Origin of the sequence: Cellulomonas sp. ACRRI (assembly GCF_022346185.1) — a bacterium.
Lineage (GTDB): Bacteria > Actinomycetota > Actinomycetes > Actinomycetales > Cellulomonadaceae > Cellulomonas.
The window spans coordinates 1-26,264 of sequence record NZ_JAKRMS010000050.1; the positions used below are offsets into that span (position 1 = coordinate 1).

The 26,264-nt window shown below is 76.9% G+C and carries 20 protein-coding genes, 1 tRNA gene and 1 pseudogene; 9 read left to right on the forward strand and 13 right to left on the reverse strand.

What is annotated here, in order from left to right; genetic code table 11:
• Positions 1-302, forward strand: a pseudogene (locus MHY85_RS10775) (hypothetical protein); the annotation flags it as partial.
• 135 nt (positions 303-437) lie between these two features.
• Here the strand turns inward: MHY85_RS10775 and MHY85_RS10780 are convergent.
• From MHY85_RS10780 to MHY85_RS10795, 4 genes are read right to left on the reverse strand one after another with little or no spacing between them, the layout of a single operon-like run.
• Positions 438-962 carry an adenylyl-sulfate kinase gene (locus MHY85_RS10780; RefSeq protein WP_239196185.1) on the reverse strand — a complete coding sequence of 175 codons (525 nt, stop codon included), beginning with the start codon at positions 960-962 and terminating at the stop codon, positions 438-440.
• A 27-nt stretch (positions 963-989) separates the two neighbouring features.
• The gene (locus MHY85_RS10785) at positions 990-4,355 is read right to left on the reverse strand and encodes an ATP-binding protein (protein WP_239196187.1); all 3,366 of its coding nucleotides are present in this window, start codon (positions 4,353-4,355) and stop codon (positions 990-992) included.
• Entirely contained in the window at positions 4,352-5,242 is an 891-nt protein-coding gene (locus tag MHY85_RS10790) for a DUF4194 domain-containing protein (RefSeq protein ID WP_308191365.1), read from the reverse strand. Before MHY85_RS10790 ends, MHY85_RS10785 begins: the two co-directional genes overlap by 4 nt.
• Entirely contained in the window at positions 5,235-6,713 is a 1,479-nt protein-coding gene (locus MHY85_RS10795) for a DUF3375 domain-containing protein (protein WP_239196189.1), read from the reverse strand. Before MHY85_RS10795 ends, MHY85_RS10790 begins: the two co-directional genes overlap by 8 nt.
• Before the next feature lie 96 nt (positions 6,714-6,809).
• Between MHY85_RS10795 and MHY85_RS10800 the strand changes: the two genes are divergently transcribed.
• Positions 6,810-7,607 (forward strand): bifunctional 2-polyprenyl-6-hydroxyphenol methylase/3-demethylubiquinol 3-O-methyltransferase UbiG, encoded by a 798-nt coding sequence (locus tag MHY85_RS10800; RefSeq protein ID WP_239196191.1) that lies wholly within the window; start codon positions 6,810-6,812, stop codon positions 7,605-7,607.
• 40 nt (positions 7,608-7,647) lie between these two features.
• On the opposite strand, the gene MHY85_RS21870 is transcribed toward MHY85_RS10800, so the two are convergent.
• The 3 genes from MHY85_RS21870 to MHY85_RS10815 all read right to left on the reverse strand — a co-directional run bounded on the left by MHY85_RS21870 (position 7,648) and on the right by MHY85_RS10815 (position 9,766).
• Positions 7,648-8,829, reverse strand: coding sequence for a GNAT family N-acetyltransferase (locus MHY85_RS21870; RefSeq protein ID WP_239196193.1), 1,182 nt, complete (start codon positions 8,827-8,829; stop codon positions 7,648-7,650).
• Positions 8,830-9,129: 300 nt separating this feature from the next.
• On the reverse strand, positions 9,130-9,513 hold the full coding sequence (locus MHY85_RS10810; protein WP_239196195.1) for a VOC family protein: 384 nt from the start codon (positions 9,511-9,513) through the stop codon (positions 9,130-9,132).
• Between the two features lie 169 nt (positions 9,514-9,682).
• Positions 9,683-9,766: transfer RNA gene (locus tag MHY85_RS10815), tRNA-Leu, on the reverse strand.
• A 186-nt stretch (positions 9,767-9,952) separates the two neighbouring features.
• Here MHY85_RS10815 and MHY85_RS10820 point away from each other — a divergent pair.
• Entirely contained in the window at positions 9,953-11,179 is a 1,227-nt protein-coding gene (locus tag MHY85_RS10820; protein ID WP_239196197.1) for an AI-2E family transporter, read from the forward strand.
• Here MHY85_RS10820 and MHY85_RS10825 read toward each other — a convergent pair.
• On the reverse strand, positions 11,176-12,093 hold the full coding sequence (locus tag MHY85_RS10825; protein WP_239196199.1) for a dihydrodipicolinate synthase family protein: 918 nt from the start codon (positions 12,091-12,093) through the stop codon (positions 11,176-11,178). The genes MHY85_RS10820 and MHY85_RS10825 overlap by 4 nt on opposite strands.
• 136 nt (positions 12,094-12,229) lie before the next feature.
• Between MHY85_RS10825 and MHY85_RS10830 the strand changes: the two genes are divergently transcribed.
• Positions 12,230-13,939, forward strand: coding sequence for a polysaccharide lyase family 1 protein (locus MHY85_RS10830; protein WP_239196201.1), 1,710 nt, complete (start codon positions 12,230-12,232; stop codon positions 13,937-13,939).
• A 184-nt stretch (positions 13,940-14,123) separates the two neighbouring features.
• On the opposite strand, the gene MHY85_RS10835 is transcribed toward MHY85_RS10830, so the two are convergent.
• From MHY85_RS10835 to MHY85_RS10845, 3 genes are read right to left on the reverse strand one after another with little or no spacing between them, the layout of a single operon-like run.
• Complete coding sequence (locus MHY85_RS10835; protein ID WP_239196203.1) at positions 14,124-17,864, reverse strand: PHP domain-containing protein; 3,741 nt, start codon at positions 17,862-17,864, stop codon at positions 14,124-14,126.
• Positions 17,857-19,500: a DNA polymerase Y family protein gene (locus MHY85_RS10840; protein WP_239196205.1), complete on the reverse strand. Its 1,644-nt coding sequence runs from the start codon at positions 19,498-19,500 to the stop codon at positions 17,857-17,859. The genes MHY85_RS10835 and MHY85_RS10840 overlap by 8 nt, the downstream gene beginning before the upstream one ends.
• A complete protein-coding gene (locus MHY85_RS10845) occupies positions 19,497-20,648 on the reverse strand; it encodes a hypothetical protein (protein WP_239196207.1) in 1,152 nt (383 codons plus the stop codon). The genes MHY85_RS10840 and MHY85_RS10845 overlap by 4 nt, the downstream gene beginning before the upstream one ends.
• Before the next feature lie 240 nt (positions 20,649-20,888).
• Here MHY85_RS10845 and MHY85_RS10850 point away from each other — a divergent pair, with 240 nt between their 5' ends.
• On the forward strand, positions 20,889-21,425 hold the full coding sequence (locus tag MHY85_RS10850) for a YbhB/YbcL family Raf kinase inhibitor-like protein (RefSeq protein WP_239196209.1): 537 nt from the start codon (positions 20,889-20,891) through the stop codon (positions 21,423-21,425).
• 168 nt (positions 21,426-21,593) lie between these two features.
• Here the strand turns inward: MHY85_RS10850 and MHY85_RS10855 are convergent, their stop codons facing one another.
• Positions 21,594-22,058 (reverse strand): GNAT family N-acetyltransferase, encoded by a 465-nt coding sequence (locus MHY85_RS10855; RefSeq protein ID WP_374233435.1) that lies wholly within the window; start codon positions 22,056-22,058, stop codon positions 21,594-21,596.
• Between the two features lie 289 nt (positions 22,059-22,347).
• Here MHY85_RS10855 and MHY85_RS10860 point away from each other — a divergent pair, with 289 nt between their 5' ends.
• Both MHY85_RS10860 and MHY85_RS10865 read left to right on the forward strand, forming a co-directional pair.
• On the forward strand, positions 22,348-22,761 hold the full coding sequence (locus MHY85_RS10860; protein WP_239196213.1) for a hypothetical protein: 414 nt from the start codon (positions 22,348-22,350) through the stop codon (positions 22,759-22,761).
• Positions 22,762-22,843: 82 nt separating this feature from the next.
• Positions 22,844-23,416: a YbaK/EbsC family protein gene (locus tag MHY85_RS10865; RefSeq protein WP_239196215.1), complete on the forward strand. Its 573-nt coding sequence runs from the start codon at positions 22,844-22,846 to the stop codon at positions 23,414-23,416.
• A 15-nt stretch (positions 23,417-23,431) separates the two neighbouring features.
• On the opposite strand, the gene MHY85_RS10870 is transcribed toward MHY85_RS10865, so the two are convergent.
• Complete coding sequence (locus MHY85_RS10870) at positions 23,432-23,851, reverse strand: DUF4190 domain-containing protein (protein ID WP_239196217.1); 420 nt, start codon at positions 23,849-23,851, stop codon at positions 23,432-23,434.
• Positions 23,852-24,168: 317 nt separating this feature from the next.
• Here MHY85_RS10870 and MHY85_RS10875 point away from each other — a divergent pair, with 317 nt between their 5' ends.
• Positions 24,169-25,224, forward strand: coding sequence for an iron-containing redox enzyme family protein (locus MHY85_RS10875; protein WP_239196219.1), 1,056 nt, complete (start codon positions 24,169-24,171; stop codon positions 25,222-25,224).
• A partial coding sequence (locus MHY85_RS10880; protein WP_239196221.1) for a glycosyltransferase family 2 protein occupies positions 25,221-26,264 on the forward strand: 1,044 nt, incomplete at its 3' end. The genes MHY85_RS10875 and MHY85_RS10880, both read left to right, overlap by 4 nt.

Sequence of the window (26,264 nt, forward strand, 5' to 3'; positions counted from 1 at the left end):
GCGTCAACACCGTCGGCGTCTTCGGCGGCCTGGTCGTCGGGTCGGCGGTCGGCGGCGTGCTGGCGGAGCGGTGGGGGGTGACGGCGCCGTTCTGGTTCGCGTTCGCCGGGTCGGCCCTGTTCGTCGTGCTCATCTGGGGCCAGCTCCGGCACGTCGCGCACACCGACGAGGCGTCCGCGCCGCTGGCGGCCGACGAGCCGTCCGGGCCGCTGGCGGCCGACGAGCCGTCCGAGGCCGCGGCGGCGAACCCCGGGCCGGCGCGGGACGTCGCGGGCCCGGCCGGCGGGACGCACCCGCACTGACGCGCCGGTCCCCCGCCGCCGACTGCCCGCGCGATCACTCGCCGAGATAGGTCCTCCCGCTCGAGGTAGGACCGTCTGCGGCCCTATCTCGGCGCGGAGGCCCTACTTCGGCGCACGTCGGCGGGCGCGGGGCGGTCAGGCCGACCAGCGCGAGGCGGCCGCGACGTCCGCCGCGACCTGCTCGACCGTCCGGCCGTCCGTGCCGACCCGGGTGACCCACGGGCCCGCCGCGCGGTCGAGCAGCTCCGCGGCGGCGGCCGACCGGTCGAGGTGCTCCCGCAGCGCGGACCCGATCTCGCGCGCCCCGAGCCGTTCGCGGACCGTCCGCGCGGACGCCGTCAGCAGGACGCCGGACACCCGCGCCCGGCCGCCGAGCGCCCGGGTGACGAGCTCGCGCTCCAGGACGCTCACCGTGTTGACGTACACGAGCCGCCGGTAGCCCGCCGCGGCGTAGACGCCCCACACCGCCCGCAGGTTCGCCTCGGTCAGCGCGGTGCCGTGCGGGTCGGACGCCGGCTTGGGGTACGCGGCCGACAGGTTGTCCCCGTCGACCAGGCAGTGCGCGAGCCCGGAGCGCTGCCAGCGCGCCGACAGCTCGAACGCGACCGACGACTTGCCCGCGCCCGACCGCCCGGCCACCAGCAGCACCTCCGGCTCCACCGCCGCGCCTCCCCCGGTCCCGCCGCGTCAGTCCGCCGCGACGCCCGCGACCGGCTTGGTGCGCGACCGGCCGCCGGTGTCCTTGAGCACCACGTACTTGAGGTCGACGTGCGGCTCCAGCGCGCTGAACTTGTCGTTGGGCGCGCCGATCACCAGCTGGAAGCCGAGCCCGCGCCACGCGCCGATCGCCCGGCCGGTGAACCGCGCGTCCGCCTTGATCAGCGCCTCGTCGAGGAACACCGGCGCGTACCGCGGGCGCGGCGCCCCGGCGTCGCCGAGCTGGTACCGCAGGGCCGCGCCGACGATGAACGCCACGAGCTCCTGCGACTCGCCGCCGGACTTCTCGCCGATGTGGTCGTACAGCGCGACGTGGTTGCCGTCCAGGTCGACCTTCTCGGCGCTGAGCCGCACGTGCCGGCGGACGTCGACCAGGTCGGCGAAGTCCGGGGACGTCCGCCGGATGCGGTCGATGACCTTCGCCATCCGGTGGTACCGGCGCTCGCGCTCGGCGTCGGACGCCTCGGTGGCCAGCAGCTCGTTGAGGTCCTTGAGCTCCTTGCGGAACCGCGCCACGACCGTCGACTGCGTGTCCCGGGCGTCGATCCGCAGCCGGTGGTCGTCGTCGGCGAACGGCAGGTCCGCGAGGATGTCGTTGACCGGCTGGATGCGCTCCTTGATCTCCCGGACCGACCGGCTCAGGCCGTGGTGCAGGTCCGTGAGGTCGTTGCCGGACAGCCGCAGCAGGCTCTTGCGCCACTCGGCCTCGAGCTCGTGCAGCCCCGACGTCTCCAGCGCGCCGAGGATGCGGGCGAAGTCGGCGTAGGACGCGTCGGGGTCGGTGCCGAGGTTCGGGTCGGGCCAGCGCTCGACGAACGTCTCGAACGTCCGGCGCAGCGCCTCGCGGGCCGCACCGATCGTCTGCTGCGCGGCGAGCAGGTCGGTGCGCAGGATCTCGTTCGCCCGGGCGACGGTGCTGTCGAACGCGGCGAGCGCGGCGGCGGGCGCCGGGCGGGACCCGCCCGACCCCGTCGCCGAGGACCCGCCGAGCAGCGCGTCCAGGTACGCCCGCTGGTCGTCGCCGACGGTCACCCCGGCGTCCTGCGCCTCGTCCAGCGCGAGCTGCGCGGCGTCGACCTCGTCGGTGATCGTCGACCAGCGGCCGCCCAGGTCCTCGGCCGAACCCTTCGTCCGGCCGACCTCCTCGGTGAGGTCGCGGATCGTCTTCTCGAGCTCGCCGACCCGCTGCTGGAGCCGGGTGACCTCGGGGTTGCCGGCGGTGACGTCCTCGATGACCTGCGACCACCGGGCGCGCTCGGCCTCGACGGCCGCGACGTCCACCTGGTCCCAGGAGACCGCGTCGAGCTGCTCGTACGCGCGCAGCTCGACGTCGTGCGCGTCCAGCCGGTCCTCGGCGGCGCGCACCTGGCGCTCCGCGTCGTCCAGCCGGGCCTGCGCGGCGGCGATCTGCTCGTCGAGGTGCGCCAGGCGCCGGGTGTTGGTGAACCCGAGCACGTTCGCGCGGCCCTGGCCGCCGTGCGCGCCGCGGCGGCCCTCGGACACCTGCCCGGACCGGGTCAGCGCCTTGGGGTGCTGGGACAGCTCGCCGGGGGTGTCGACGCAGACGAACGCGAACCGGCTCGCGAGCTCGCTGCGCAGCCAGCCGGTGAACGGGCCGTTGCGGAAGTCGAGCCGGCCGGGCAGCGTCCGCGGGTCCAGCGCGACGTCGGAGCGCAGGTCGGTCGGCACGCCCTCGAACCGGATGCGGCGCGCCGTCGGGACCGCGTCGATCGCGCGGCGGAACGCCGTCACGTGCGCGGCGTCGATCAGCAGCAGCGTGGCGAACCCGCCCAGCGCCAGGTTGAACGCGTCGCGCCACGGCTCGTGCTCGGTGCGGACCTCGATCAGCTCCGCGACGAACGGCAGCTCCTCCGGCGTCAGACCGGCCGCCTCGGCCAGCGCCGCGCGCGCCCGGTGCAGGTCGCCCGGGATGTTGTCCTGCCGCCGGGCCACGGCCTCGCGGTCCGAGCGGAGGACGGCCAGGTCGACCCCGGCGGCCTTCTTCTCCGACATCGCGGTGCCGAACTCGGCGCGCGCCTCGGACTTCGCGTCGCCGTCGGCCTGCGCCCGGCGCCCGCGGGCCGCCAGGGCGTCGAACTCCTTCTCGCTCGACACCGTGGTGCCGAACGCCGAGCGCAGCACGTCGTCCAGCCGGCCGCGGGCGCGGGTCACGCGCTCCAGCCGGTCCTCGGTCGCGACGAGCTCGCGCTGCGCGGTCGCCAGCCGGTCGCCGCCGGACGACCACAGGGTCTCCCGGACGCCCTCCAGCTCGGAGCGCGCGGCGGCGATCCGGCCGGTGGTCTCGGCGGCCCGCTTCTCGGCGTGCTGGTGCTCGCGACCGAGCTCCTCCTCGACGGCGCGCAGCAGGCCGAGCCGGCGTTCGTGCCGCCAGAGGGCCGCCGTCGACCGGTCGTCGTCGAACGTGCCGACGCGGTCGATGACCCGCAGGCGCTCGGCGGCCTCGTCCAGGGCCGCCCGGTGCTCCCGGATGGGCTCGAGCGCCTTCACCTGCTGGCGGGCGGTGATCATCTGCTCGCGGGTGCCCGAGAGCTTGTCGAACTGCTCGACCACGGCGTCGGCCGTCGCGAACGTGCTCGGCTCCTCGAGCACCATCGCCTTGTACAGCGCGTCGACGGTGGTGATCTGCTGGCCCGCCTGGATGCGGCCGAGCAGCGCGACCGCCTTGGCGCCGTCGCCGGTCGCGCCGATGCCGAGCGTCGAGTGCAGCCGGGCGGTGAACTCCCGGTCGGTGTCGAACGGCGTCAGCCCGGCGGCGGTCAGCACGGGTCGCGGGAACCGGTCCGCGGCGGCGGTCTCCAGGTCGCGCAGGTCGAACGGCCCGTCCGCGGTCGCGCGCAGCGCGATGACGTCCTCGAGCGTCCGGGCCGCCGACGGCACGTACCAGGCGCGGACGGCGGTGAGCTCGCGGCCGGCCTGGTCGACCCAGGTCATCGCGATCGCGGACCAGGTGTCGCGGGCGTCGCCGCGCAGCACCCGCTGTCGGGTGCCGTCCGCGGTGCGCGACTCGTCGAGCTTGCCGCGGGCGTAGGACAGGATGTTCCGCTGGTCCTTGCCGCGGGGGCGGCCGACGACCCCGCCGTTGGACGCGCCGTTGAACGGCGTGGTGTGCGGCATCAGGAGCGCGATGTACGCGTCCATCAGCGTCGACTTGCCGGAGCCCGAGCCGCCGGACAGCAGCGTCGCCGTCGGGGCGAACCGCACCCGGTGGTGGCCGTCGTAGCCGCCCCAGTTGACGAGCTGCAGGTCGCGGGCGACCCACTGCTGGCCCGTCGACGCGGCCGGGATCAGGCCGAACAGGGTGTCGACCATCGTCATCGTGCGACCTCCTCGGAGGCGTCGTCGGTGGCGGGGGCGCCGGCGGCCGGCGCGTCGTCCGCGGCGGCCTCCTCGAGCGTCGGCCCGAGGTCGGCGGTCTCGTCGGCGGCGGGCGCGTCGGCGTCGCCGGGTGCGTCGGCGTCGCCGGGTGCGTCGTCCGCGACGGCCTCCTCGGCCGGGACCTCGTCCAGCGCGACCTCGCCGCCCGTGCGCACCTGCTCCCGCAGCCACGCGCTCAGCTCGGACAGCCGCTCGTTGCTCAGCACCACCTCGACCAGCGGCGTGACCCGGTACCGGCCCTCGGACTCCTCCTCGACCACGCCCTCCTTGGCGAGCCGCAGCACCGCGGCGCGGATCTCCCGCTGCCGGGCGGCGACGTTGGTGTCGTCGGGGTCGAAGTAGGTCAGCGCGGTCTGCTCGATCTCCTCGACGTCCACGCGCGCGGAGGTCTCGCCCGCGCCGCGCTCGCGCTGGAACACGGTGCGCAGGTGCACGAGCACCAGCGTCTCGGCCCGGGTGTACGCCTCGTCGCGGAGCAGCACCGGCACGTCGAGCTCGTCGGACCGCACCTGCCGCTTGTAGGCGATGCCCCGCTGGTGGTCGACGACGAGGTGCACGAACAGGTCGTGCAGCCGGGACTCGATGACCTGCTGGTTGTCCAGCAGCGTCCGCCACTGCTGGCGGTTCTTCTCGGCGAGCAGGAACCGGCGCTGCAGCAGCCGGACCAGGACGCGGCGGACGTCGGCGTCGAGCGTCCCGGAGTCACCGGGGAACAGCTCGGCCGGGTCCTCCTCCATCGACACGGTGTCGATGAAGACGTCCACGTCCACGTCCACGTCGTCGGCGCCGGGGACCTCCGCGCGGTCGTCCGTCGTCGTGTCAGTCATCGTCCTCGTCCTTCGTCAGTGTCGTCACGCCCCCGAACGCGAACCGCCGCCGGGTGCCGTCCGGGCGGACCGCGTCCACGTACGCGACCTCGTCCGTCTCCGTCATGCCGCGCTGGTGGGCGATCTCCAGCAGGCCGAGCAGGTCGACCGGCCGGCGCAGCGGCTCGGGCGCGGCGTTGAACGCCTCCCCCACGTCGACCGTCGTCGCGCCGCCGGCGAACGCGGCGAGGTGCGACCCGAGGTCGGCGTAGTGGGGGCCGCCCCAGGCCAGCGCCTCGGCGGCCGCGGCGTCCGCGTCGTCACCGTCGTCCCAGGCCGTGAGCGGGCTCGGCGGCTCCGCGGGCCGCAGGTCGCCGGCGGTCTGCCGCAGGTGCTCGACCTCCGCGACCGGGAGCCGGCGCAGCGGGTCGACGGCCTGCCCGCGGCGGGCGCCCGGCACCCAGGCCTGCAGGCCGGTCATCACGTCGCGGAGCAGCTCGTCGACCTGGCGGTCGCGGAGCGGGTCGTGGTTGCGGACCTGCGCGGTGATGACGAAGGACGCCTCGCGCTGCGCGGTGAACACCTGGTCCAGGCCCTGCTCGATGCGGCGGCCGATGTCCCGGAGCTCGGCGCGCTGCTGCGCGGGCAGCCGGCGGGTGAACCGGTGGCGCAGCACGGTCGACAGCTGGGTGGCGAGCGCGTCGAGGCGCTGCGGGTCGCCGATCAGCCGCAGGGCGCCGGCGAACGCGCGGCCCTCGGGCGTGGCGTCCATGACGTGCTCGCCGCGCTCCAGGTACTCGCGGAGCACGTCGCCGGTGGGTCGCTCGTCCTGGCGCAGCGCCTGCACGACGTCGCGCTGCATCACCTTGATCGACTCGGCGACCCGGGCGAAGTCGGCCGGCAGCTCCCGCACGAGGTGCAGGACGTTCTCCGCCTCCTCGAGCAGCGTCTCCTCGTCGGTCTGCTCGACCTCGCCGGTCCGCTGGATGCGGTCGAGCTCCGCCCGCAGCCGCGTGATCTCGGCGTCCAGCCGGGCCATCCGCATCATCGCGTCGGGGTCGGCGTCCTCGGCCAGCCGCTCGACGGCGTCCAGCAGGGTCCGCACCCGCGACTGCGACACCCGGGCACGGGTCCCGCCGGCGCGGCCCGCCACCTCCAGGGCGCCGACCGCGTGCGCGGAGAGGGTGTAGACCTCGACGTCGTCGTCCAGCACCTGCCGCGCCAGCCAGCCGGCGTCGGCCCACTGGCGGCACAGGTCGCGCGCGGAGCCGGTCGGCAGGTCGTCGCCGTGGCCCGCCGCGCGCAGCTGGTCGAGCGCGTCGCCGACCTCGGTGTGCGCGTCCGCGACCGGGACCTGCGGGCGCTCGGCGGTGAACACCAGCGAGAGCAGGGAGACGACGAGGGGGGCGTGCCGCTTGTGGAGCAGGTCCAGCATCGGGTTCTGGAAGGCCCGGACGGCGCCCAGGTACGCCCCTTCGGCACGAGTGATCATCGCCGGACAGCGTAGGTGACCGGCGGGGGTGGTCAGGACCCGGTCCCGGGACGGAAGTCGCCCCCACGTCGGCCCCCGCCCCCGCAGACTGGCCCGATGGGCAGCCAACCCGACCTCGACGCGCACATCCGCCGCTACTACGGGCGGCGGTTCGACGAGTCGTCCCGGCTCACGACGCGGTCGGCGGCCGGCCTCGTCGAGCTCGCCCGGACGCGGCGTCTGCTCGCCGACCACCTGCCGCCGCAGGCCGAGGTGCTCGACGTCGGCGGCGGGACGGGGGTGCACGCGTCCTGGCTCGCCGGGCGCGGCCACCCCGTCACGCTGGTCGACCCGGTTCCGGAGCACGTCGCCGCGGCCCGGGCGGCGGGCGGGTTCGCGGCCGAGCCCGGCGACGCCCGCACCCTGCGCTTCCCGGACGGGTCGTTCGACGCGGTGCTGCTGCTCGGGCCGCTCTACCACCTGCGGGACCGCGCCGACCGGCTCGCGGCGCTGGGTGAGGCCCGGCGGGTGCTGCGACCCGGCGGGGTCGTGCTCGCGGGCGCGATCTCCCGGGTGGTCGCCGCGACGGACCTGGTGACGGCCGCGGGGTTCGCGGACCTGCCCGGCCCCGCGCTGCTCCGCCTGCTCGCGTCCGGGGACAGCCCGGCCGACCCCGCCGAGGGGTTCCCGGCGGGCCACTTCCACACCGCGGCCGAGCTGGCCGACGAGGTGGTGGCCGCCGGGTTCGCCGACGTGCGGGTGACCGGCGTCGAGGGGCCCGGGTCGCTCGCCCTGGAGCTCGTGCCGCCCGACGACCAGGTGGTCGCCGCGGCGGTGGTCCTCGCCGAGCGCGCGCAGGGGCACCCGGGGTCGCCGGACCTGTCGGGGCACCTGCTGGCCGTGGCGCGGCGCTGACCGCTGCCGGGTCGCGGCGCCGCGGCGGTGGGCGCGGCGCTCAGGCCACCAGCGCCAGCCACTCCGCGAGCTGCTCGCCCCCCACCGGGACCAGCGGCAGCCCCGCCCCCCGGGCGCCGATGCCGAACCGGGCGGCCACGGGAGCGGCGCGCACCGCGGTCCGCGCGACGAGCCCGCGGGTCGACACCAGGAGGTCGACGTGCTCGCGGCGCTCCGGGTAGAGCTGGGTGCCCGCGACGTACCGGGCGTCGAACGCCGGGTCGAACGCCGGGGCGTCCGTGGCGCCGAGCACGTACGTCAGCTCGACCAGCCGCCCGACCGCGCCGGGGCTGTACCGGGCGTGCCGCTCGCCGTAGGCGTCGAGGAACCCGAAGTACGTGCCGCCGGAGCGCAGCGCGTAGCTGAGGAACACGGTCTCCCCGCCCGCGGTGAGCCGGAGCACCATCGCGTCCCCGTCCCGCCGGAAGCCGGCCACGACGTCGCGGAACCACCGGTGCGCCACCGGGTCCAGGCCGAGCGCCGCCCCGCCGCGTTCGGCGTCGCCCTTCCAGCCCGCGGCCTGGAACGCGGCGAACTCGGCGTCGACCGCCGGGTCGTCGCTCACGTCGTGCAGCTCCAGCGGTCCGCCGGCGTCGCGCGCGAGGCCGCGGAGCCGGCGCCGCAGGTCCTTCCGGCGCCCCGCGCCCATGTGCTCCACCGCCAGCGGCGGGTCGACCAGCGGCGCCCCGGTCGCCCGCGGGAACCGCTCGGCCCCCGCCGGGCGCCGGACGTACGCGCTCGACGTGCGGCGGCGCTCGTGCAGCAGCATCCCGCCGCGCGCCACCACCCGCCCGAGCGCGTCCGCGAGCGGCCCGTCCACCGGGAAGTGCTGCAGCTGCACGAGCCCCGGCAGCCCGACCTCGCGCAGTCCGCCGAGCAGGGCGCCGAGCGCGTCGACCTCGCGCCCCGCACGGACCAGCGGGTGGTGCCGGTCGCAGTGGGTGGTCATGAACGTCCCGCCGGTGGTCACCGCCCTGAGCGGCACCCCCGGGGCGACCGTGGTCGCCGTCAGCGCGAGCACGGCCAGCCACTCGTCCCCGTCCTCGACCACCAGCAGCAGCACGTCGGCGACCTCCCGGCCGCGGTGCCGCGCCGGGACCAGGAACCGCGGGTCGAGGTACAGGTTGGGCTCGACGGCGGTGTCGGCGAGGCGGCGCCAGGCGCGCGCGTCGGCAGCGGTCACGCGGGGCAGCGGGACGAGGCGGGCGTGCACGGCGTCCTCCAGGGCGTCGTCGCCGGTGAGGCATCGGTCGCAGCGAGGCTATGGTCCGATTTGTCCCGTTCGGGGCTTGTCAGGGGGTGAACCCGAACCCGACCACCCGGTCGCCCCCGGCAGTCACAGGCCCGTTCGGCGCGGCGTGCCCGACACGTCGTCGCAGGTCAGGCCCGTGGCGCCGGCACGGGGCGGGTGCCCAGCGGGCACGCCGGCGCGCGCCAGGTTCCCCCGGTCCGACGACACCCGGACGGCCCAGCCGTGGCACCGTCAGCCCGCTGTTCCCGCCCAGTGCGGGTTCGTCATGACGCCGAGCACGTTGCCGAACGGGTCGACCACCGCCGCCGTCCGGAAGCCCTCGCCCCGGGTCGTCGGCGGCTCGTGCACCGTCGCCCCCCGCTCCACCAGCGTCGCGACCGCGGCGTCCACGTCCTCGACCGCCCAGTAGGTGTACTGACCACCGGGGGTGCGGTCGAGCGCGCCCGGCACGTACCGCGCGTCGACGATCCCGAACTCGTCCTCGTCGCGCCCCAGCCGCCACTCCAGGTAGCCGTCGCGCACGAAGTAGGGTTCCGCGCCGAACAGCGCGGTGTACCAGTCGCGGGCGGCCGCGAGGTCCGCCTGGAAGTTCGACGTCGCCAGTCCCTGGAGCATGGTCGTCCCCGTCCCGTCGCGGGCCGGTCCACCCGGCCTCCGGCCCAGGGTCGCGGGGGAAGCGGTCAGATCCTGGCCGCTTCCGGCACGATCGGCGACCCGTCGCGACGACGACGAAGGCCCCGATCCTGGCGGGGATCGGGGCCTTCGTCGTCGCTGTCTCAACGAGTGTCCGGAGGGGGACTTGAACCCCCACGCCCTATACGGGCACTAGCACCTCAAGCTAGCGCGTCTGCCATTCCGCCACCCGGACAGGGTGCACGCCTGACGAGTACGAGGAGCGCTCTTGCGCGCTTCCCGACCCCTCAGGTGCGGCAGAAAACATAGCACGGAGTGGCGGCCGGGCACGCATCCGCAGGTGGGGGCACACTGGCGGAGGCGTCCGGCGGTGCACCACGGCGGGCGCGACGCACCGGCACCGTTCGGAGGTGGGCGCACGATGGCCGAGCAGGGCGGCACCGACCGCTACGGCACCGGCAGGCCCGGCGCCCCCGCGGGATCCGGGGCCCGACGGGTCGCGGGCCAGCGCCGCACCCCCGCCGGCGCTGCCCAGGACGACGGCGTCCCGAGGTGGCTGCGGACGTCCGCAGGCATCACCTGGCGGCTGCTCGTCCTGCTCGCCGGCATCTCGCTGGTGTTCTTCGCCACAGCGCAGGTCCAGCTCCTGTTCGTGGCGGTGTTCATCGCCTTCGTGTTCACCGCGGTGCTGCGCCCGGTCGTCGAGCTGTACACGCGGGTGATGCCGCGCGGGCTCGCCACGGCGCTCGGCCTGCTCACCGGGTTCCTGGTGCTCGCGGGCATGGTGTTCTACGTCGGCTACTCGGTCGCGAACCAGTGGCAGGCCCTGTCCCGGCAGTTCGGCGACGGCATCGACCAGATCGTCGACTTCCTGGAGAACGGGCCGCTGCCGTTCTCCATCAGCAACGACCAGATCGCCCAGTGGATCGACAACGGACGGCAGTGGGTCCAGGAGCACGCCGGCGACCTGGCCGGCCAGGTGGCGGCGTCGGCGGGCTCGGTCGTCGAGGTGTTCACCGCCCTCGCCCTCGCGGTGTTCTGCGCGATCTTCTTCCTCGCGCGCGGCCAGGAGATGTGGACCTGGTTCGTCAACCAGCTCCCCTCGTCCGTGCGCGACTCCTGGAAGACCGCCGGAGGGGCCGGCTGGTACACCTTCTCCGGCTACACCCGCGGCACGGTGATCATCGCCGTCACCGACGGCCTGCTCGCGTTCATCCTGCTGTCGATCATCGGCGTCCCGCTGGCGGCACCCCTGGCCGTCCTCGTCCTCATCGGCGCCTTCATCCCGCTGATCGGCGCCCCGGCGGCCATGGTCATCGCGATGATCGTGGCCCTGGCCGCCAACGGGCCGATCCAGGCGGCGGTCGTCGGCATCGGCATCGCGCTGATCGGGCAGTTCGAGGGGCACGTGCTGCAGCCGCTCGTCATGGGCAAGCAGGTGTCGCTGCACCCCGTCGTCGTGGCCCTGGCCGTCACCGGCGGCACCCTCACCGCGGGCATCCTCGGCGCCGTGATCGCCGTGCCGCTGGTGTCCGTGGTGTGGGCGATCTGGTCGCGGTTCCACCAGCCGGACCCCCCGATGGAGCCCGAGGAGGCGTCCGAGGAGGTCCGCCCCGTCGACGAGGACGGCGCGCCCGCGGAGGCCTAGGCCCGCGCGCCGCCGTCGGCCGGCGGGTCGCCCAGCCGCTCCACGGCGGCGGCCAGCGCCGCGGTGCCGGCGTCGTCCACCGGCCGCAGCGGCGCCGGGAGCCGACCGAGGTCGGTGCCGAGCACCCCGGCGAGGGCGTGCACCGCCCGCGGCCCGCCGAGCGACGCGACCAGCTCCGCCACCGGCGCCAGCCGGGCCATGCGCGCCCGCGCCTCGTCCGCCCGGCCCGCGGCGGCGGCGTGCGCCACGGCCACGTACCAGGCCGGCAGCACGCTCGCGAGCCCCGAGTGCCAGGTGTGCGCGCCGGCGAGCAGCCCCTCGACACCCAGCACGTCGCCGCTGCAGCCGACCTCCACCGTGTCCGGCACCGCGGCCCGCAGCGCCGCCACCCGGTCGCGCAGCTCCCCGGCGTCGCTCCCCCGGTCCTTCACCCCGCCGACCCCCGGCACCTGCGCCGCCCGGACCAGCGTCTCGACCGAGTAGCGGAACGTCGTGCTGACGGGGTTGTGGTAGAGCCACACCGGCACGCGCGCGGCGTCGGCCACGTCCGCCACCAGGCCCAGGACCTCGTCGTCCGTCAGCGGCAGGTAGGCCAGCGTCGGCAGCAGCACCGCGGACGCGCCGGCACGCTCGGCGACGATCGTGTGCACGATCACCTCGTCCGTCGTGAACGCCCCCACCCCGGCCACCACGGGCAGGCGGCCGGCGGCGGCCTCCACCGCGGCCTCGACCACCAGGCGGCGCTCACCGGCGGTCAGGTACGGCCAGCCACCCGTGCTGCCGAGGACCGCGACGCCCGAGGCCCCCGCGGCGACGGCGTCGTCGACCAGCCGCTCGAGCGGGTCGATCACCACCTCGCCCTCGTGGCCGCGCGGGGTGGGCAGGTAGGCGACGAGCGGTCCGAGGAGGGTCACGCGGGCAGTCTGGCACGCGACCGGGGCGCGGACGGCACGGCGCCGGCCTCCCGAAACTGCTCTCGCGCCGGGGGACGCGCGCTCGCTACGGTCGTCGGGAACCGGTTTCCCGGGACGACCGACGAGGGAGTCGAGCATGACGCGGGCAGCACGACGGATCGGCGCGGCCGTGGTCGCCCTGGCGCTGGCGGTGCCGGCCGGGGCGACGGCGGGGGCGGCGGCCACCGACCCGGGCGGGCGGTCCGGCGACCCGCCCGCGGGCGTCGACCCCGGGTGGCTGGCGCTCGCCCGCGAGGTGCTCCCCGACGGCGACGGCTGGGGGTCGGCGGGAGCGGGCACGACCGGCGGGTCGGCGGCGACCGCCGAGCACGTGCACGTCGTGCGGACGTGGGAGGAGCTGCGCGCGGCGCTGGGGGCCGGTGCCGCGCACCTGCGGGACGAGCCGACGATCGTCCTCGTCGAGGGCGAGATCCGGGCCTTCGGGTTCGACGACCCCGACTCCGGGCTGCCCACGTGCGACGACCTCGCCGCGGGGGTGCAGGTCGAGGACGACGACCCGCGACCGTTCTCGATGGCGGAGTACGTCGCGGCGTACGACCCCGACGTCTGGGGTCGCCAGGACCCCGCGGGACCCCTCGAGGAGGCGCGGGCGCGGGCGGCCGCGGTCCAGACCGCGCAGGTCCGCCAGCGGGTGGGGTCGAACGTCACCGTGCTCGGCCTGGGCGACGACGCCCGCGTGGTCGGTGCGCACCTCCTGGTGCAGGGCGTGCGCAACGTCATCATCCGGAACCTGCGCGTCTCGGACGCCTACGACTGCTTCCCGGAGTGGGACCCCGGCGACACCAGCGCCGGGGACTGGAACTCGCTCTACGACAACATCGGCGTGCACACGAGCGAGAACGTGTGGGTCGACCACGTGACGCTCGACGACGGCGACCACCCGCCCGCCTCGCTGCCGACGGTGTACGGGCGGCCGTTCGAGGTCCACGACGGCCTGCTCGACATCACGCACGAGTCGGACCTCGTCACCGTCTCCTCCTCCGTGTTCCGCGACCACGACAAGACGAACCTCGTCGGGTCGGGCGACGGCCGCCAGGCGCTCGACGGCGGGAGGCTGCGGGTCACCTGGCACCACAACCTGTGGGACGACGCCGGCCAGCGGCTGCCTCGGGTGCGGTTCGGCGACGTGGACGTCTACAACAACTACGTGCGGGTCGGGCAGGGCGGTGCGGAGCTCTTCGACTACGCCTGGGGGGTCGGCGTGGAGTCGAGCATCTGGGCCGAGCGGAACGCGTTCGACCTGCCCGAGGACCTGCCGGTGTCGGCGATCGTCAAGCGGTGGGGCGGGACGCGGCTGCACGCCGAGCGCACGCTGGTGAACGGCGTCGAGGTCGACGTGCTCGCCGCGTACAACGCGGCTGCCGCGGAGGGCGACCGGCTCGACGCCGGGGCGCGCTGGGACCCGGTGACGGCCGGGGTGCGGGGCGCCGTGGTGCACGAGGTGACGGAGGTGCGGGACGTGGTGCTCGCGGGGGCAGGGGCCGGGGTGCTGGCGCCGGTCGCCGAGCAGCCGGCCGAGCCCGGACCGGGACCGACCGCGCCGGTGACGCCACCTGGCGAGCCGGGGGACGGCGGATCGGGCGCTGGTGCGGGCGGTGCTGGTGGTGCAGGCGCCGGCGAGGCCGGGGCCGCGGATGCGGCCGGCGTGCCGACGGCGGCCGGCCGCGCGCGGGGCGGCGGGCTCGCCGTGACCGGGGTCGGCGCCCTCGGGGCGATCGCAGCTGTCGGCGCGCTCGTCGCCGGTGGCGTGGCGCTCGTGCGGGTGCGCGGTCGGGTGCGGGGCTGACGCCGGCTCGACCGGGCTGACGCCGGCTCGACCGGGCTGACGCCGGCTCGTGCGGGCTGACGCCGGCTCGACCGGACTGACGCCGGCTCGTGCGGGGCGATGCCGGCTCGTGCGGGGCGGTGCCGGGTGGCACCCCGGCACCGCCCCCGGACGGACCTCGTGGCGGCGGCGCGGCGGTGCGGCGTCACTGGAAGTCCCGGGACGTCGTCGCGACCTTGAGCGACAGCGGCGTGAGGTGCTCGGCGATGAGGTTGGTCGCCCCGTCGGCGCGCTCCAGCCGCCCGCGGACGACCAGCGCCCGGGAGGTGCGGGCGACCTTCCGGAACCGCTGCCAGAGCCCGGTGCTGCACACGATGTTGAGCAGGCCCGTCTCGTCCTCCAGGGACAGGAAGGTGACGCCGCCGGCGGTGCCCGGACGCTGGCGGTGCGTGACGACGCCCGCGACCGCCACGCGCCGTCCCGCCTCGTGCCGGAAGGCCTGCTCGACCCGGAGCACGCCCGAGGCGTCCAGGCCCGCCCGCACGTGCTGGGTCGGGTAGGAGTCGACGGTCACCCCGGTGGCCCACACGTCGGCGACGGCGACCTCGACCTCGCTCATGCCCGGGAGGGTGGGGGCCTGCACGCCGACGGAGACGCCCGGCAGCGTGTCGGGCCCCTCCTGCGCGAGCGCGCCGGCCGCCCACAGCGCCTCCCGCCGGGTGACGCCGAGCGACTCCAGCGCGCCCCCGGTGGCCAGGGCCTCGAGCTGGGCGGTGCTGAGCTCGACACGGCGCACGAGGTCCCGCAGGTCGGCGAACGGCCCGCGGGCGTCCCGCTCGGCGACGACGCGCTCGGCCACCTTCTCCCCCACGTTCCGCACCGACGCGAGCCCGACCCGGACGGCGAGCGAGCGCCCCGCGGCCGACCGGCCGACGGCGGACGCGGGCGTCGCGCCGCCGCTGGCCCCGGACTCCGCCGCGGCGTCGGGGAACCCCGGTGCGCCGCCCGGCCGCAGCGGGGTGACCGGCGCCGTGCCGGACGGCAGCGGGACCAGCCGCGGCTCGCCGCCCTCGGGCTCGGGGCCGACCCGCTCGACCACGGCCTGGACGCCGGAGCGCTGCACGTCCGGGCGCAGCACGCCGATGCCGTGCCGGCGGGCGTCCGCGACCAGCGACTGCGGTGAGTAGAACCCCATCGGCTGCGCGGCGAGCAGGCCGGCGTAGAACGCCGCCGGGTGGTGCACCTTGAGCCACGAGCTGGCGTAGACGAGGAACGCGAACGAGTACGCGTGCGACTCCGGGAAGCCGAAGTCCGCGAACGCCTTGAGCTTGTCGTAGACCTCCTCGCGCACCGGCTCCGGGATGCCGTTGCGGGTCATGCCGTCCATCAGCCGGGCGCGCAGCGCCTCCATCTTCTCGATGCTGCGCTTGGAGCCCATCGCGCGCCGGAGCTGGTCGGCCTCGGCGGGGGTGAAGTCCGCGACGTCGATGGCCATCTGCATGAGCTGCTCCTGGAACAGCGGCACGCCGAGGGTCCGCGCGAGCGACTTCTCCAGCCGGGGGTGCGGGTAGGTGATGGGCTGCCGCCCCTGGTAGCGCTCGATGTACGGGTGCACCGACCCGCCCTGGATCGGGCCGGGGCGGATGAGCGCGACCTCGACGACGATCCCGTAGAAGCTGCGCGGCTGCAGGCGCGGCAGGGTGCCCATCTGGGCGCGCGACTCGACCTGGAACACGCCGACGGTGTCGGCGGCGCACAGCAGGTCGTAGACCAGCGGGTCCTCGTTGGGCAGCTTGTGCAGCTCCAGCCGGGGGCCGCCGTGCCGCTCCACCTGGTCGAAGGCGAGCCGCAGCGCGGTGAGCATCCCGAGCCCCAGCAGGTCGAACTTCACGAGCCCCGCGTCCGCGCAGTCGTCCTTGTCCCACTGCAGGACGGTGCGGCCCTCCATCCGCGCCCACTCGACCGGGCAGACCTCGATGACGGGTCTGTCGCACATGACCATGCCGCCGGAGTGGATGCCGAGGTGCCGCGGCAGGCGCAGGAACCGGTCGGCCAGGTCGATGACCTGCTCGGGGATCTCCTCGAGGTCGCTCGCGGGCGGCGGGCGGTGAGCGGGGACGACGTCGTGGCGGTCGGCGGTGGGCTGGCCGGCGAGGCGGTCGGTGTCGTCGTGCCCGGTGGGGCGTCGCGGGGCAGGTGCGGGGACGGCGCCGGGCTCGTGGTTCCAGCCCCAGACGACGCCGTCGGGGTCCCGCTGCGCGGCGGCGTACTGCGCGGCGCGACGGTCCTCGCGGCTCACCGGGGACCCCGGCGTCGCCGCGGCAGGCGGCCCGACGGGAGGAGTCCCGACGGGGGTCGAGGGCAGGCTCGGCCGGGTCGACGTCGGGCGGTCGGCGACGTGCTGCGTCGGCGGGGTCGCCGACACGGCCGCCGCACCGCGGCTCTCCCCCGACCACCAGGGGTGCCGCGGCGCGGGGCCGCGCAGGGTGCCCCAGCGCTCGATGGACTTGCTCCACGCGTCCTGCTGCCCGACGTCGTACCCGAGGGCCCGGGCGGCGTCCCGCACGGCCGAGCGGGCGCGGTAGGAGATGACGTTCGCGACCTGCGCGGCGTGCGTGCGGCCGTGCTTGGCGTAGACGTACTGGATGACCCCCTCGCGGCGGCCGGACTCGATGTCGACGTCGATGTCGGGCGGCCCGTCGCGCTCGGGCGCGAGGAACCGCTCGAACAGCAGGCCGTGCGCGACGGCGTCGACGGCGGTGACCTTGAGGGCGTAGCAGACCGCGGAGTTGGCGGCCGACCCGCGGCCCTGGGCGAGGATGCCGTTGCGGTGGCAGAAGTCGACGAGGTCGTAGACCACCAGGAAGTAGCCGGGGAAGCCGAGGTCCTCGATGACGCGCAGCTCGTGCTCGAGCTGCGCGTACGCGCCGGGCACCCGCTCGGCCTCGGGCGGGCCGTAGCACTCCAGCGCGCCGCGGCGGACGAGCTCGCGCAGCCAGGTCGCCTCGGTGTGGCCGGGCGGCACGGGGTACGGCGGCAGCTGCGGCGCCACGAGGTGCAGGTCGAAGGCGCACTCGGCACCGATCGCGGCGGCGGTGGCGACGGCCCCGGGGTGGCGGCGGTGCCGGCGCAGCATCTCGGCGGCGGACGCGAGGTGCGCGGTCGGGGCGCCGGGCAGCCAGCCGTCCAGGTCCTCCATCGAGGACCGGGCGCGCACGGCGGCCAGGGCCATCGCCAGGTCGGCGTCCCGGGGCGTGGCGTAGTGCACGTTCCCGGTGGCGACCAGCGGCAGCCCGGCACCGTCGGCGAGCTCCGCGAGGGCGTCGGCGAGCTCGGAGTCGTACGGCCCGCCGCCCTGGGTGACCTCGACCGCGACGTTGTCCCGTCCGAAGAGCGCGGCCAGCCGGTCGAGCTCGGCGCGCGCCCGCTCGAGGCCCGCGGCGGTGACGCCGGGTTCCCGGCCGCCGTCGGTCAGCGCGTGCCGCACCGGGCCCTTGCGGCAGCCGGTGAGCACGAGCCAGCGGCCGTCGGCCTGCTCGGCGAGCTGCTCCAGCCGGTACGCGGCGGCGCCCTTGGTGCCGGTCGCGAGGTGCGCCTCGGCGATCGTGCGGGACAGCGCCCGGTAGCCCTCGGGCCCGCGGGCGAGCACGGGCAGGTGCAGCGCGCGGGGGTCGGGCACGCCGGTCGGCAGGTCGAGGACGTCGGGGCCGGCGACCCCCGGGACGGGCAGGTGCAGCTCGGCGCCGAAGACGGTGGGCAGGCCGACCTCCCGCGCGGCCTCGGAGAACCGGACGACGCCGTACAGGCCGTCGTGGTCGGTGAGCGCGAGCGCGCTGAGCCCGAGCCGGTGCGCCTCGGCGGCGAGCTCCTCCGGCTGGCTGGCGCCGTCGAGGAAGCTGAACGCCGAGTGCGCGTGCAGCTCCGCGTAGCGCGGGGCGTCAGTCATAGACGGCCTCGCAGGTCCAGCCGTCGGGGCGCCAGGCGAGCAGCAGGGCGCGGCCGTCGCCGAGCGTGACCTGCAGGTGCACGCGCAGCCCGGCCTCGGTGGGCGACCACCAGCGCTCGGCGAGCGGCCACGGCCCCGCCCAGCCGGCGACGTCGTGGTCGACCGCGGGCCGGCGGTCGGAGGCGGGCGTGCGGACGCGGACCGGGTCGCCGCTCATGGCGAACCGGCCGTCGAACCGGACCGGCCGGCCGGCGCCGTCCAGCACGTCGACCGGCGCGGGACGCACCGGCACGGTGGCGGGCGCCGGCGGCGGCAGGTGGCCGGGCCAGGGCCGGTCGACCGGGCGGGGTGCGGCGGCCTGGGCGCCCCAGGGCTGCAGGTGCACCTGGTCGCGCACGTCCCGGCCGCCCTGCAGGGCGGCGGTCAGCACGCCGTCGCCGCCGAGCAGCCCCTGCACGCGGTCGAGCGCCCGGTGCGCCCGGAGGTCGCCGCCGGACGCGCCGCCCCACAGCCGGCCCTGCTCGGCGCCGGCGGGCGCGACGTCCTCCGCGGTGATGCCGAGCGCGACCAGGCCGATCGGCTCGGCGTGCTCGTCGGGCTCGCCGCCGTCGGGCCGCGCGCCGGCGCCGTGCTCGGCGGCCGCGGCGGTCAGCCAGCCCTCGAGCTGCCACCGGATGCGGTCGGTGATCCGCGCGGCGGACAGCCCGCCGAGGCCGCCCATGTCGGTGCGCCAGGCCCGGGTGAGCTCGGTGCCCTCGTCGGTGCGGGCGGTGATCCGCAGCCGGGCGCAGGTCACGGAGTGCTCGGTGAGCAGGGCGTGCAGCTCCTCCGCGAGCCGGCGCCCCGCGAACGTCGCGACGTCGACGCGGTGCGCCGGCGGGTCGAGCTCGGTCGCCACCTCCAGGTCGGTCTCCGGCCGGCGGCGGGCGGGCGGACGCAGGTCCTCTCCGCGCACCAGCGTCCACGCCCAGGTCCCCCAGGTCCCGAACCGCGCGTGCACGTCGCCGCCGTCCAGCGCGGCCAGGTCGCCGAGCCGGCGCAGGCCGAGCCGGCGCAGCAGGTCGACGAGCTCGGCGACCGCACGGCCGGCGTCGTCGGTCACCGCAGCGGGTGCGAGGTCGTCGACGGGGCGCGGCGCCAGGAACTCGCGCGAGGCACCAGGTGGCACGACGGCGTCGGTGCGGGCGGCGAGGATCGCCGCGAGCAGGCCGTCGGCGGTGCCGACCTGGCACTCGTGGCCGGTCCGCTCGGCCACCACGGACACCAGGCGCTCGGCCAGCGTCTCCTCGGTGCCGTGGAACCGCGCCGCGCCGCCCGCGGGGAGCAGCAGCAGGCCCGGCCGGGCGACCTCGATCCCGGCGACGACCGCCTCGGTCGCGACGGCCACCGGCTCGAACAGCCGGGCGTCCCGGTCGTCGTCGGCGGGCAGCAGGACGACCTCGGGGCAGACGCCCTGCGCCTGGCGGCGGCGCATGCCGCGGCGCACCCCCTGCGCCCGGGCGATCGCGGAGACGGCGACGAGCCGGGGCCCGTGCTGCACGGCGGCGGGCAGGTGCCCGGGCACGTCGGCGGCGCGCACGGCGGCGACGACCGGCCAGTCCGGCACCCAGACGACGGTGGTGCGGGTGGCGCTCATCCGACCAGCCTCAGGTCGGGCGCGAGCAGGGCGCCGTCGTCCGCCACCGGCTCCGGCCCGGCCGAGGCCGCGGGCACCGCCCCGGCGGGACGCGCGAGCACGTCGGCACCGGGACGCGCGGGCACGTCGGGGCGGTCGGCACCGGGTCGCGCGGTGACGGGGCCGTCGGCGCGGGAACCGCGGTCGGCGGGGAGCCCGTACGGGTCGGTGCCCACCTCGAGCGGCAGCACCACGCGCAGGTCCTGGGCACGGCCCGCGCTGCCCCGCCCGGTGCGGGTGACGTGGACCTCGTGCGCGCGCAGCCGGCCGTCCCCCTCGCCGACACCGGTCCACCGGCCGCCCTCGACGGTCAGCACGGTGCCGGCGCCCGGCCACGGCGCGGTGGCGAGCAGCACGGAACCGCGGTCCCGGGCGCGCGCCATCAGCCGGCGGCGGTCGGCGTCGGCCAGGTGCGCGCCGGGGCCGACCACCACGACGTCGATGCCGTCGAGCAGGGCCGCGACCACGGTCGGCGCGTCCACGCCGGGCTGCGGGACCACGGCGAGCCGCTCCAGCGCCACGCCGGTCTGGGCGGCGGCGAGCAGGCCGAGGCTCGGCTGCCCCACGACGGCCGCCCACGCCTCCCGGGCGGTGCACGCGGCGGCGATCATCGCGAGCACCAGCGAGGTGGAGCCGAGCACCGCGGTCGTGCTCCCCCGCCGCAGGCCGTCGGGGAGCAGCGGGGTGAGGGCGGGCGGCACCGCGAGCGGCGGCCGGTCGGTGAGCAGCACCGGGCCGCGCGCGGCGGTCGGCCGCGGCACAGCCCGCTGCCGGTCGGGCAGGTCGGGGACGGCGACGGGGCCCGAGGGCGCGCTCGCGGGGTCGGGGTCCGTCACCGGCACCACCGCGAGCGCCGTGGCGCCCTGCACCGGTGCGTCGGCCCGGGCCGCCGGTCGCGCACCCTCCTCCCGCACCCGGCCGGGCCGGGCGCCGAGCACGGCTGAGGGCCCGTCGCCGGGCACGTCGGCAGGGGGTGCGACACTGCTCCTCCCCGCCCGGCGGGCCTCCGCGGCACCGGTCCCCCGCGGCGCCATGCTGCGGGCGCCGGTCCGGAGCTCGGCGCTGACCAGGGCGGCGCGCGCCCGGGCGATCCGCTCCTCCTGGTTCACCGCCGCACCCCCTCGTCTGCCGGCCGACCGCCGGACCCTCGTTCGAACACGTGTTCGATTGTGCCAGTAGACGCTGACACTCCGGCACGCGTCAATCCGGCGTCACCCGCCCTGGGGACCGTCGCCCGGCGCGTCGCCGAGGGCGCGCCGACGCCCCTGCGCGGGCCCGCGGCCGGGGGCATGATGACGGGACAGGCACACCCGTCCGGGCGCCCCGAGGCGCCCACCAGGAGGAGGACCATGGCCGTCTCGCTGACCCGTCCCGTCGCCCCCGAGCCCTACGCGCTGCTGCCGTCCGTCCCGGACTTCGACGTCGCGAGCGCCGACGTCACGCACGGCGAGCCGCTGCCCGCGACGTTCGCAGCGGACGGCGAGAACCTCTCACCCGCGCTCGAGTGGTCCGGCTTCCCGGAGGGCACGCGCTCGTTCGTCGTGAGCTGCTTCGACCCGGACGCACCGACGCCCGCCGGCTTCTGGCACTGGACCGTCGTGGACGTGCCCGTGAGCACGACGTCGCTCCCCCGCGGCGCCGGCTCGCCGGAGGGCGACCTCCTGCCCCCGGGCGCGTTCCAGGTCCGCAACGACGGCGGGTCGACCGGCTACACCGGCTCCGCGCCGCCGCCCGGGGACCGGCCGCACCGGTACGTGTTCGCCGTGCACGCGCTCGACGTCGACCACCTCGACGTCACCCCGGACGCGACGCCGACGGCCGTGGCGTTCACGGCGCTGTTCCACACGATCGGCCGCGCGCTGATCGCCCCGACGTACCAGCGCTGACCCGGCGCCCCCACCACCGAGCTCGCCGGTCGCGCGAGCTCGCCGGTCGCGCGAGCTCGCCGGTCGCGCGAGCTCGCCGGTCGCGCGAGCTCGCCGGTTCCGCGCGAGCTCGCCGGTTCCGCAGCCGCTCGTGCCGCGGAACCGGCGAGCGCGGCGCGGCCGGAACCGTCAGCGCACGTCGGCCGCGAGGTCCAGCACCATGCCCGTCGCCCCGGGCGCCACGTCCCGGAACCCCAGCGACTCGTACAGCGCCCGCCCCGGCGGGTCCGCCACCAGCGTGATGTACGCACCGCGCGGCGCCCGCGCCCGCACGTCGTCGAGCAGCCGGGTCAGCACCCTCCGCCCGAGCCCGCGCCGCTGGTGCCCGGGGTCGGTCGCCATGTCCGCGACCAGGAAGTACCAGCCGCCGTCGCCGACGACCCGCCCCATCGCGACGACCCGCCCCTCGGCGGTCCGCACGTGGCACCACGACCAGCTGCCCGCGAGAGCCCCGGCGCCCTGCTCGGCGTTCTTCGGCGTGAGCCCCGACTCCCTGCGCAACCGCAGGTACTCGTCGAGGGGCGGCGCGGCCGGCACGAGCACGTACGGGTCGGCGGCGAACGGGTCGGCGGGCGCGGCGGCGTCGTCGGTCACGCCCGCCATCCTGCCCGCACGCCGCAGGGGTGCGCACCGGCCGCACCGCAACCTCGCCGGGCCCGGGCCGGCCCGACTCGGGCCGGCCCTGGCCGAACCGGACCGACCCGCCCCGGCCAGGGGGCACGTCGCCCGGGCACGGGGTACCGATGCACGCGCCGGGCGACACGGCCGCATGGTCCCGGCCGCCGCCCGGTCCCGTGAATGGGCCGTCGGTCCCACTCACCCGTGCAGGCCCGCGCCACGATGCACGGATCCGCCGGGATCAGAGCGGGACAGGGAGGACGTCGTGGGCAGCTCGGGATACGTGGCCGGGGGCCTGGCCCTGCTCGCGGTGGCCGTCGTCGTGGCGGTGCTGCTCACCCGCGGGGGCTTCGTGGTCAAGAGCGGGGCCATGTCGGGCTGCGTGTCCCTCGTCCGGGGAACGACCTGGCGCACCACCGCGCACCGGATCGACGGGCACTGCCGCGTCGACCAGTCCCTCGACGCCGGGCAGCTGGCGGCGCTCCGGGTCACCAGCACGAACGGCAGCGGGCGGGTCGTGCTCCTGCTGAGCCAGGGGGCCACGACGCGGTCCGTGGACCTGAGCGGGGGGTTCGACGGTCCGGTCGACGTGCACGGGTTCGCGCCCGACCGGCGCACGCGGCTGCGCGTGGACTTCCGCGACGCCCGGGACGTCCGGCTCGACGTCCGCTGGGACTGAGACCCGACCGTCGTCGAGCGCCGCCCCGGGACGCCCGACAGACCGCTCGGCGACCCGCTCGGCCCGTGGGTAGCCTGCCGCCATGACCCTCACGCTCGGATCCCTGACCTGGTCGCGCGCCGTGGACCGCCTGGACCTGCTCGCCGAGCCGACGGCCGCGGCGCTGTCCGGCTGGGCCGCCGTCGTGCCGGAGGTGGCCGACGCGGTGCAGGTGACCGAGATCGACCCGGAGCTCGCCGACACGGCCGCGATGACGGAGGCCTACGACCTGCCGCTCGTGGTCTCGGCGAACTGCGTGCTGGTGTCCGGGAAGCGCGCCGGGGAGGAGCGCGTGGCGGCGGCGGTGGTGCGGGCGACGACGCGGGCGGACGTGAACGCCGCCGTGAAGCGGCTGCTCGACGTGCGCAAGGCGTCGTTCCTGCCGATGGACCGCGCCGTCGAGGAGTCGGGGATGGAGTACGGCGGCATCACGCCGATCGGGCTGCCCACGGGCTACCGGGTGCTGCTGGACGCGGGCGTCGCGGCCGCGGACCCGGAGGCGGGCGGCACGGTGATCATCGGCTCGGGCCTGCGGCGGTCCAAGATCGCGCTGCCGGGGTCGCTGCTGGCGACCATGCCGGGCGTCGAGGTGGTCGAGGGGCTGGCCCTGGCCTGAGGCCGGCCCCGCGCCTCACGGACGCGCGTCGCCGCCGCCCCGCTCGCGCGACAGGTCCCGGGACCACGACCAGGAGCCGTCGGCGGTGCCGTACCGGTCGTGGACGTGCGCGACGTGCCCGACCAGGACCAGGGAGAACGCGAGCAGCGCGGCCGTGATCATGAGGCCGATCGTCGAGACCGCGCCGAGCACGATCCCGGTGACGGCCATCCAGGAGGCGCGGACGCCCCGCCTGCGCGCCCGCTCGTACCCCACCAGGCCGAGCACGAGCGGCACCGGCCCGAGCGAGAGCAGGCCGGTGATGAACGCCGCGAGCGAGACGCCGTCCGACTCGGCGTCGCCGGCCCGGGCCGATGCGGGCGGGGGCGGCGCGGCCCCCGACGCGGGGGGCGGCGGGACCCCCGGACCTGGCTGCCGGCCGTGACCGTCGGACATGCGCCTCACCCTCCCGGGGACCCGGCCGTGCGGTGCGCACGACCCGCGTCCGACGCTAGGAGCACCCGCGAGCACCCAGCCCCGTGCCGCCACCTACGCAGACCCGGTGCCCCGGCCCTGTGAGCGGCCGCCTGACCTGCACGGCCGCGGGTCCGCGCGCGCCCGCCGTTCGCCGCGCGGGTCCCTCTCCGCGCGGCTAGCGTGACCACCACGGGAGCCGGCAGGCCATGCCGCCGAGGTCCCGCGCCGGCCCTCGAGCAACCGGGGGCGCCCGTCGCGCGCCGTCGCGCGCCGCCCCGGACGAGAGACACCAGACCATGCGCGCACCGTCGCCCCGAGGCCCGCTCAGCGAGCGGGTCCGGCACGCCCTGACGACCGGCGAGGTCGACGCCGCCCTCCCGGACGAGGCCGCCCGGGCCGCCGCCGCGTCCGCGGACCTGCTCACCGACGAGGACGTGCAGGTCACGCTCACCGCGCTGTACGAGCTCCACCACCAGGGCCTGGACGGCGTGGACGACCGCCTGGAGTGGGACCCGACCCTGCTGCGCGCTCGGGCCGCGCTCGAGGACCCGTTCGAGGCGCAGCTGCGCGCCGAGGTGACCGTGCCCGAGGACCTGCTCGCCGAGCTGGACGCGGACGCCGAGCGCGAGGGGCTGGGGCCGGCGGTGGCGCGCGCCCTGTTCGACCTCACGAGCCGCGACGACGGCCCCAGCCTGTCCGCGTACGTCGCGCGGAAGGCCACGGACGACCAGCTCCGGGAGATGCTCGTCCAGCGGTCGGTCTACCAGCTCAAGGAGGCCGACCCGCACACCTGGGCCATCCCCCGGCTGCTGGGCGTCCCGAAGGCCGCGCTCGTGGAGATCCAGGCCGACGAGTACGGCGGCGGCCGCCCGGAGCGCATGCACGCGGCGCTGTTCGCCCGCACGATGCGCGGCCTGGGGCTGGACGACACCTACGGCCGGTACGTCGACGACGTGCCCGCGATCACCCTCGCCTCGGTGAACATGATGAGCCTGTTCGGCCTGCACCGGCGGCTGCGCGGCTGCATCGTCGGCCACCTCGCGGCGTTCGAGATGACGTCGTCGCAGCCGAACCGGCTGTACGGCAACGGCTTCCGGCGGCACGGGTACGACGCCGACGTCACCTGGTACTTCGACGAGCACGTCGAGGCGGACGCCGTGCACGAGCAGATCGCCGGACGCGACCTCGCGGGCGGGCTCGTCGAGCAGCAGCCCGCGCTGCGGGACGACGTGCTGTTCGGCGCGGCCGCGTGCCTCGCCGTCGACGGGCGGGTGGGACGGCACCAGATCGACTCCTGGACCGCGGGCCGGTCCTCGCTGCGCCGACCGCTGGCGGTGGGGAGCGCGGCGTGACGCCGGGCGGCCCGGCGCTGCCGGACGCGGAGTACGTCCTGCCGCTGCGGTGGGCCGACGACCGCGACCTGCCCGACCTGGCCGGGTACCTGAGCCGGCTGGTGGCCTGGCTGCCCGTGACCGTGGTGGACGGGTCCGAGGAGGCGCGGTTCGCCGCCCACGCCCGCGCGTTCCCCGCCGTGGTCCGGCACGTGCCCCCGGACCCGCACCCGGGCCGGAACGGCAAGGTCGCCGGGGTCGTCACCGGCCTGCGGATGGCCCGGGCGGACCGCGTGGTGCTCGCGGACGACGACGTGCGGTACGACGAGCCCACGCTCCGCGGGGTCCTGGACCGGCTCGCCGAGGCCGACGTCGTCCGCCCGCAGAACGTGTTCGACCCGATGCCGTGGCACGCGCGCTGGGACACGGCCCGGACGCTGGTGAACCGCGCGACGGGTGGCGACTACCCCGGCACCCTGGCGGTCCGTCGCTCGGCGCTCGGGGTCGAGGGCTACGACGGCGACGTGCTGTTCGAGAACCTCGAGCTGCTGCGCACCGTCCGGGCCCGTGGCGGGCGGGTGCTGCGCGCGGACGACCTGTACGTGCCGCGCCGCCCGCCCACGACCCGGCACTTCCTCGGCCAGCGGCCGCGGCAGGCGTACGACAGCCTCGCGCAGCCCGGCCGGTACGCGGCCGAGCTCGCCGTGCTGCCCGTCGTCGTGCTGGCGGCCCGCCGCGCACCACGGCTGCTGCTGGTGCTCGCCGCCGCCGCGTGGGCGCTCGCCGAGCGCGGCCGACGGCGCGCCGGCGGGGCCGACCGGTTCCCGGTCACCGCCAGCCTGCTCGCCCCCGCCTGGCTGCTCGAGCGCGCGGTGTGCGCGTGGCTCGCCCTGGCCCTGCGCGCGACCGGCGGCGCCCGGTACGGCGGGTCCCGGCTGCCGCGGGCCGCGACGCCGCAGCGCGCGCTCCGTGCCCGCGCCGCCTCGTCCCCGGCGGCCCGCGCCCCGCGCCGCGACCACGCCGCGGACGCCGACGACGCCGCACGCCCCGACCCTGCCGAC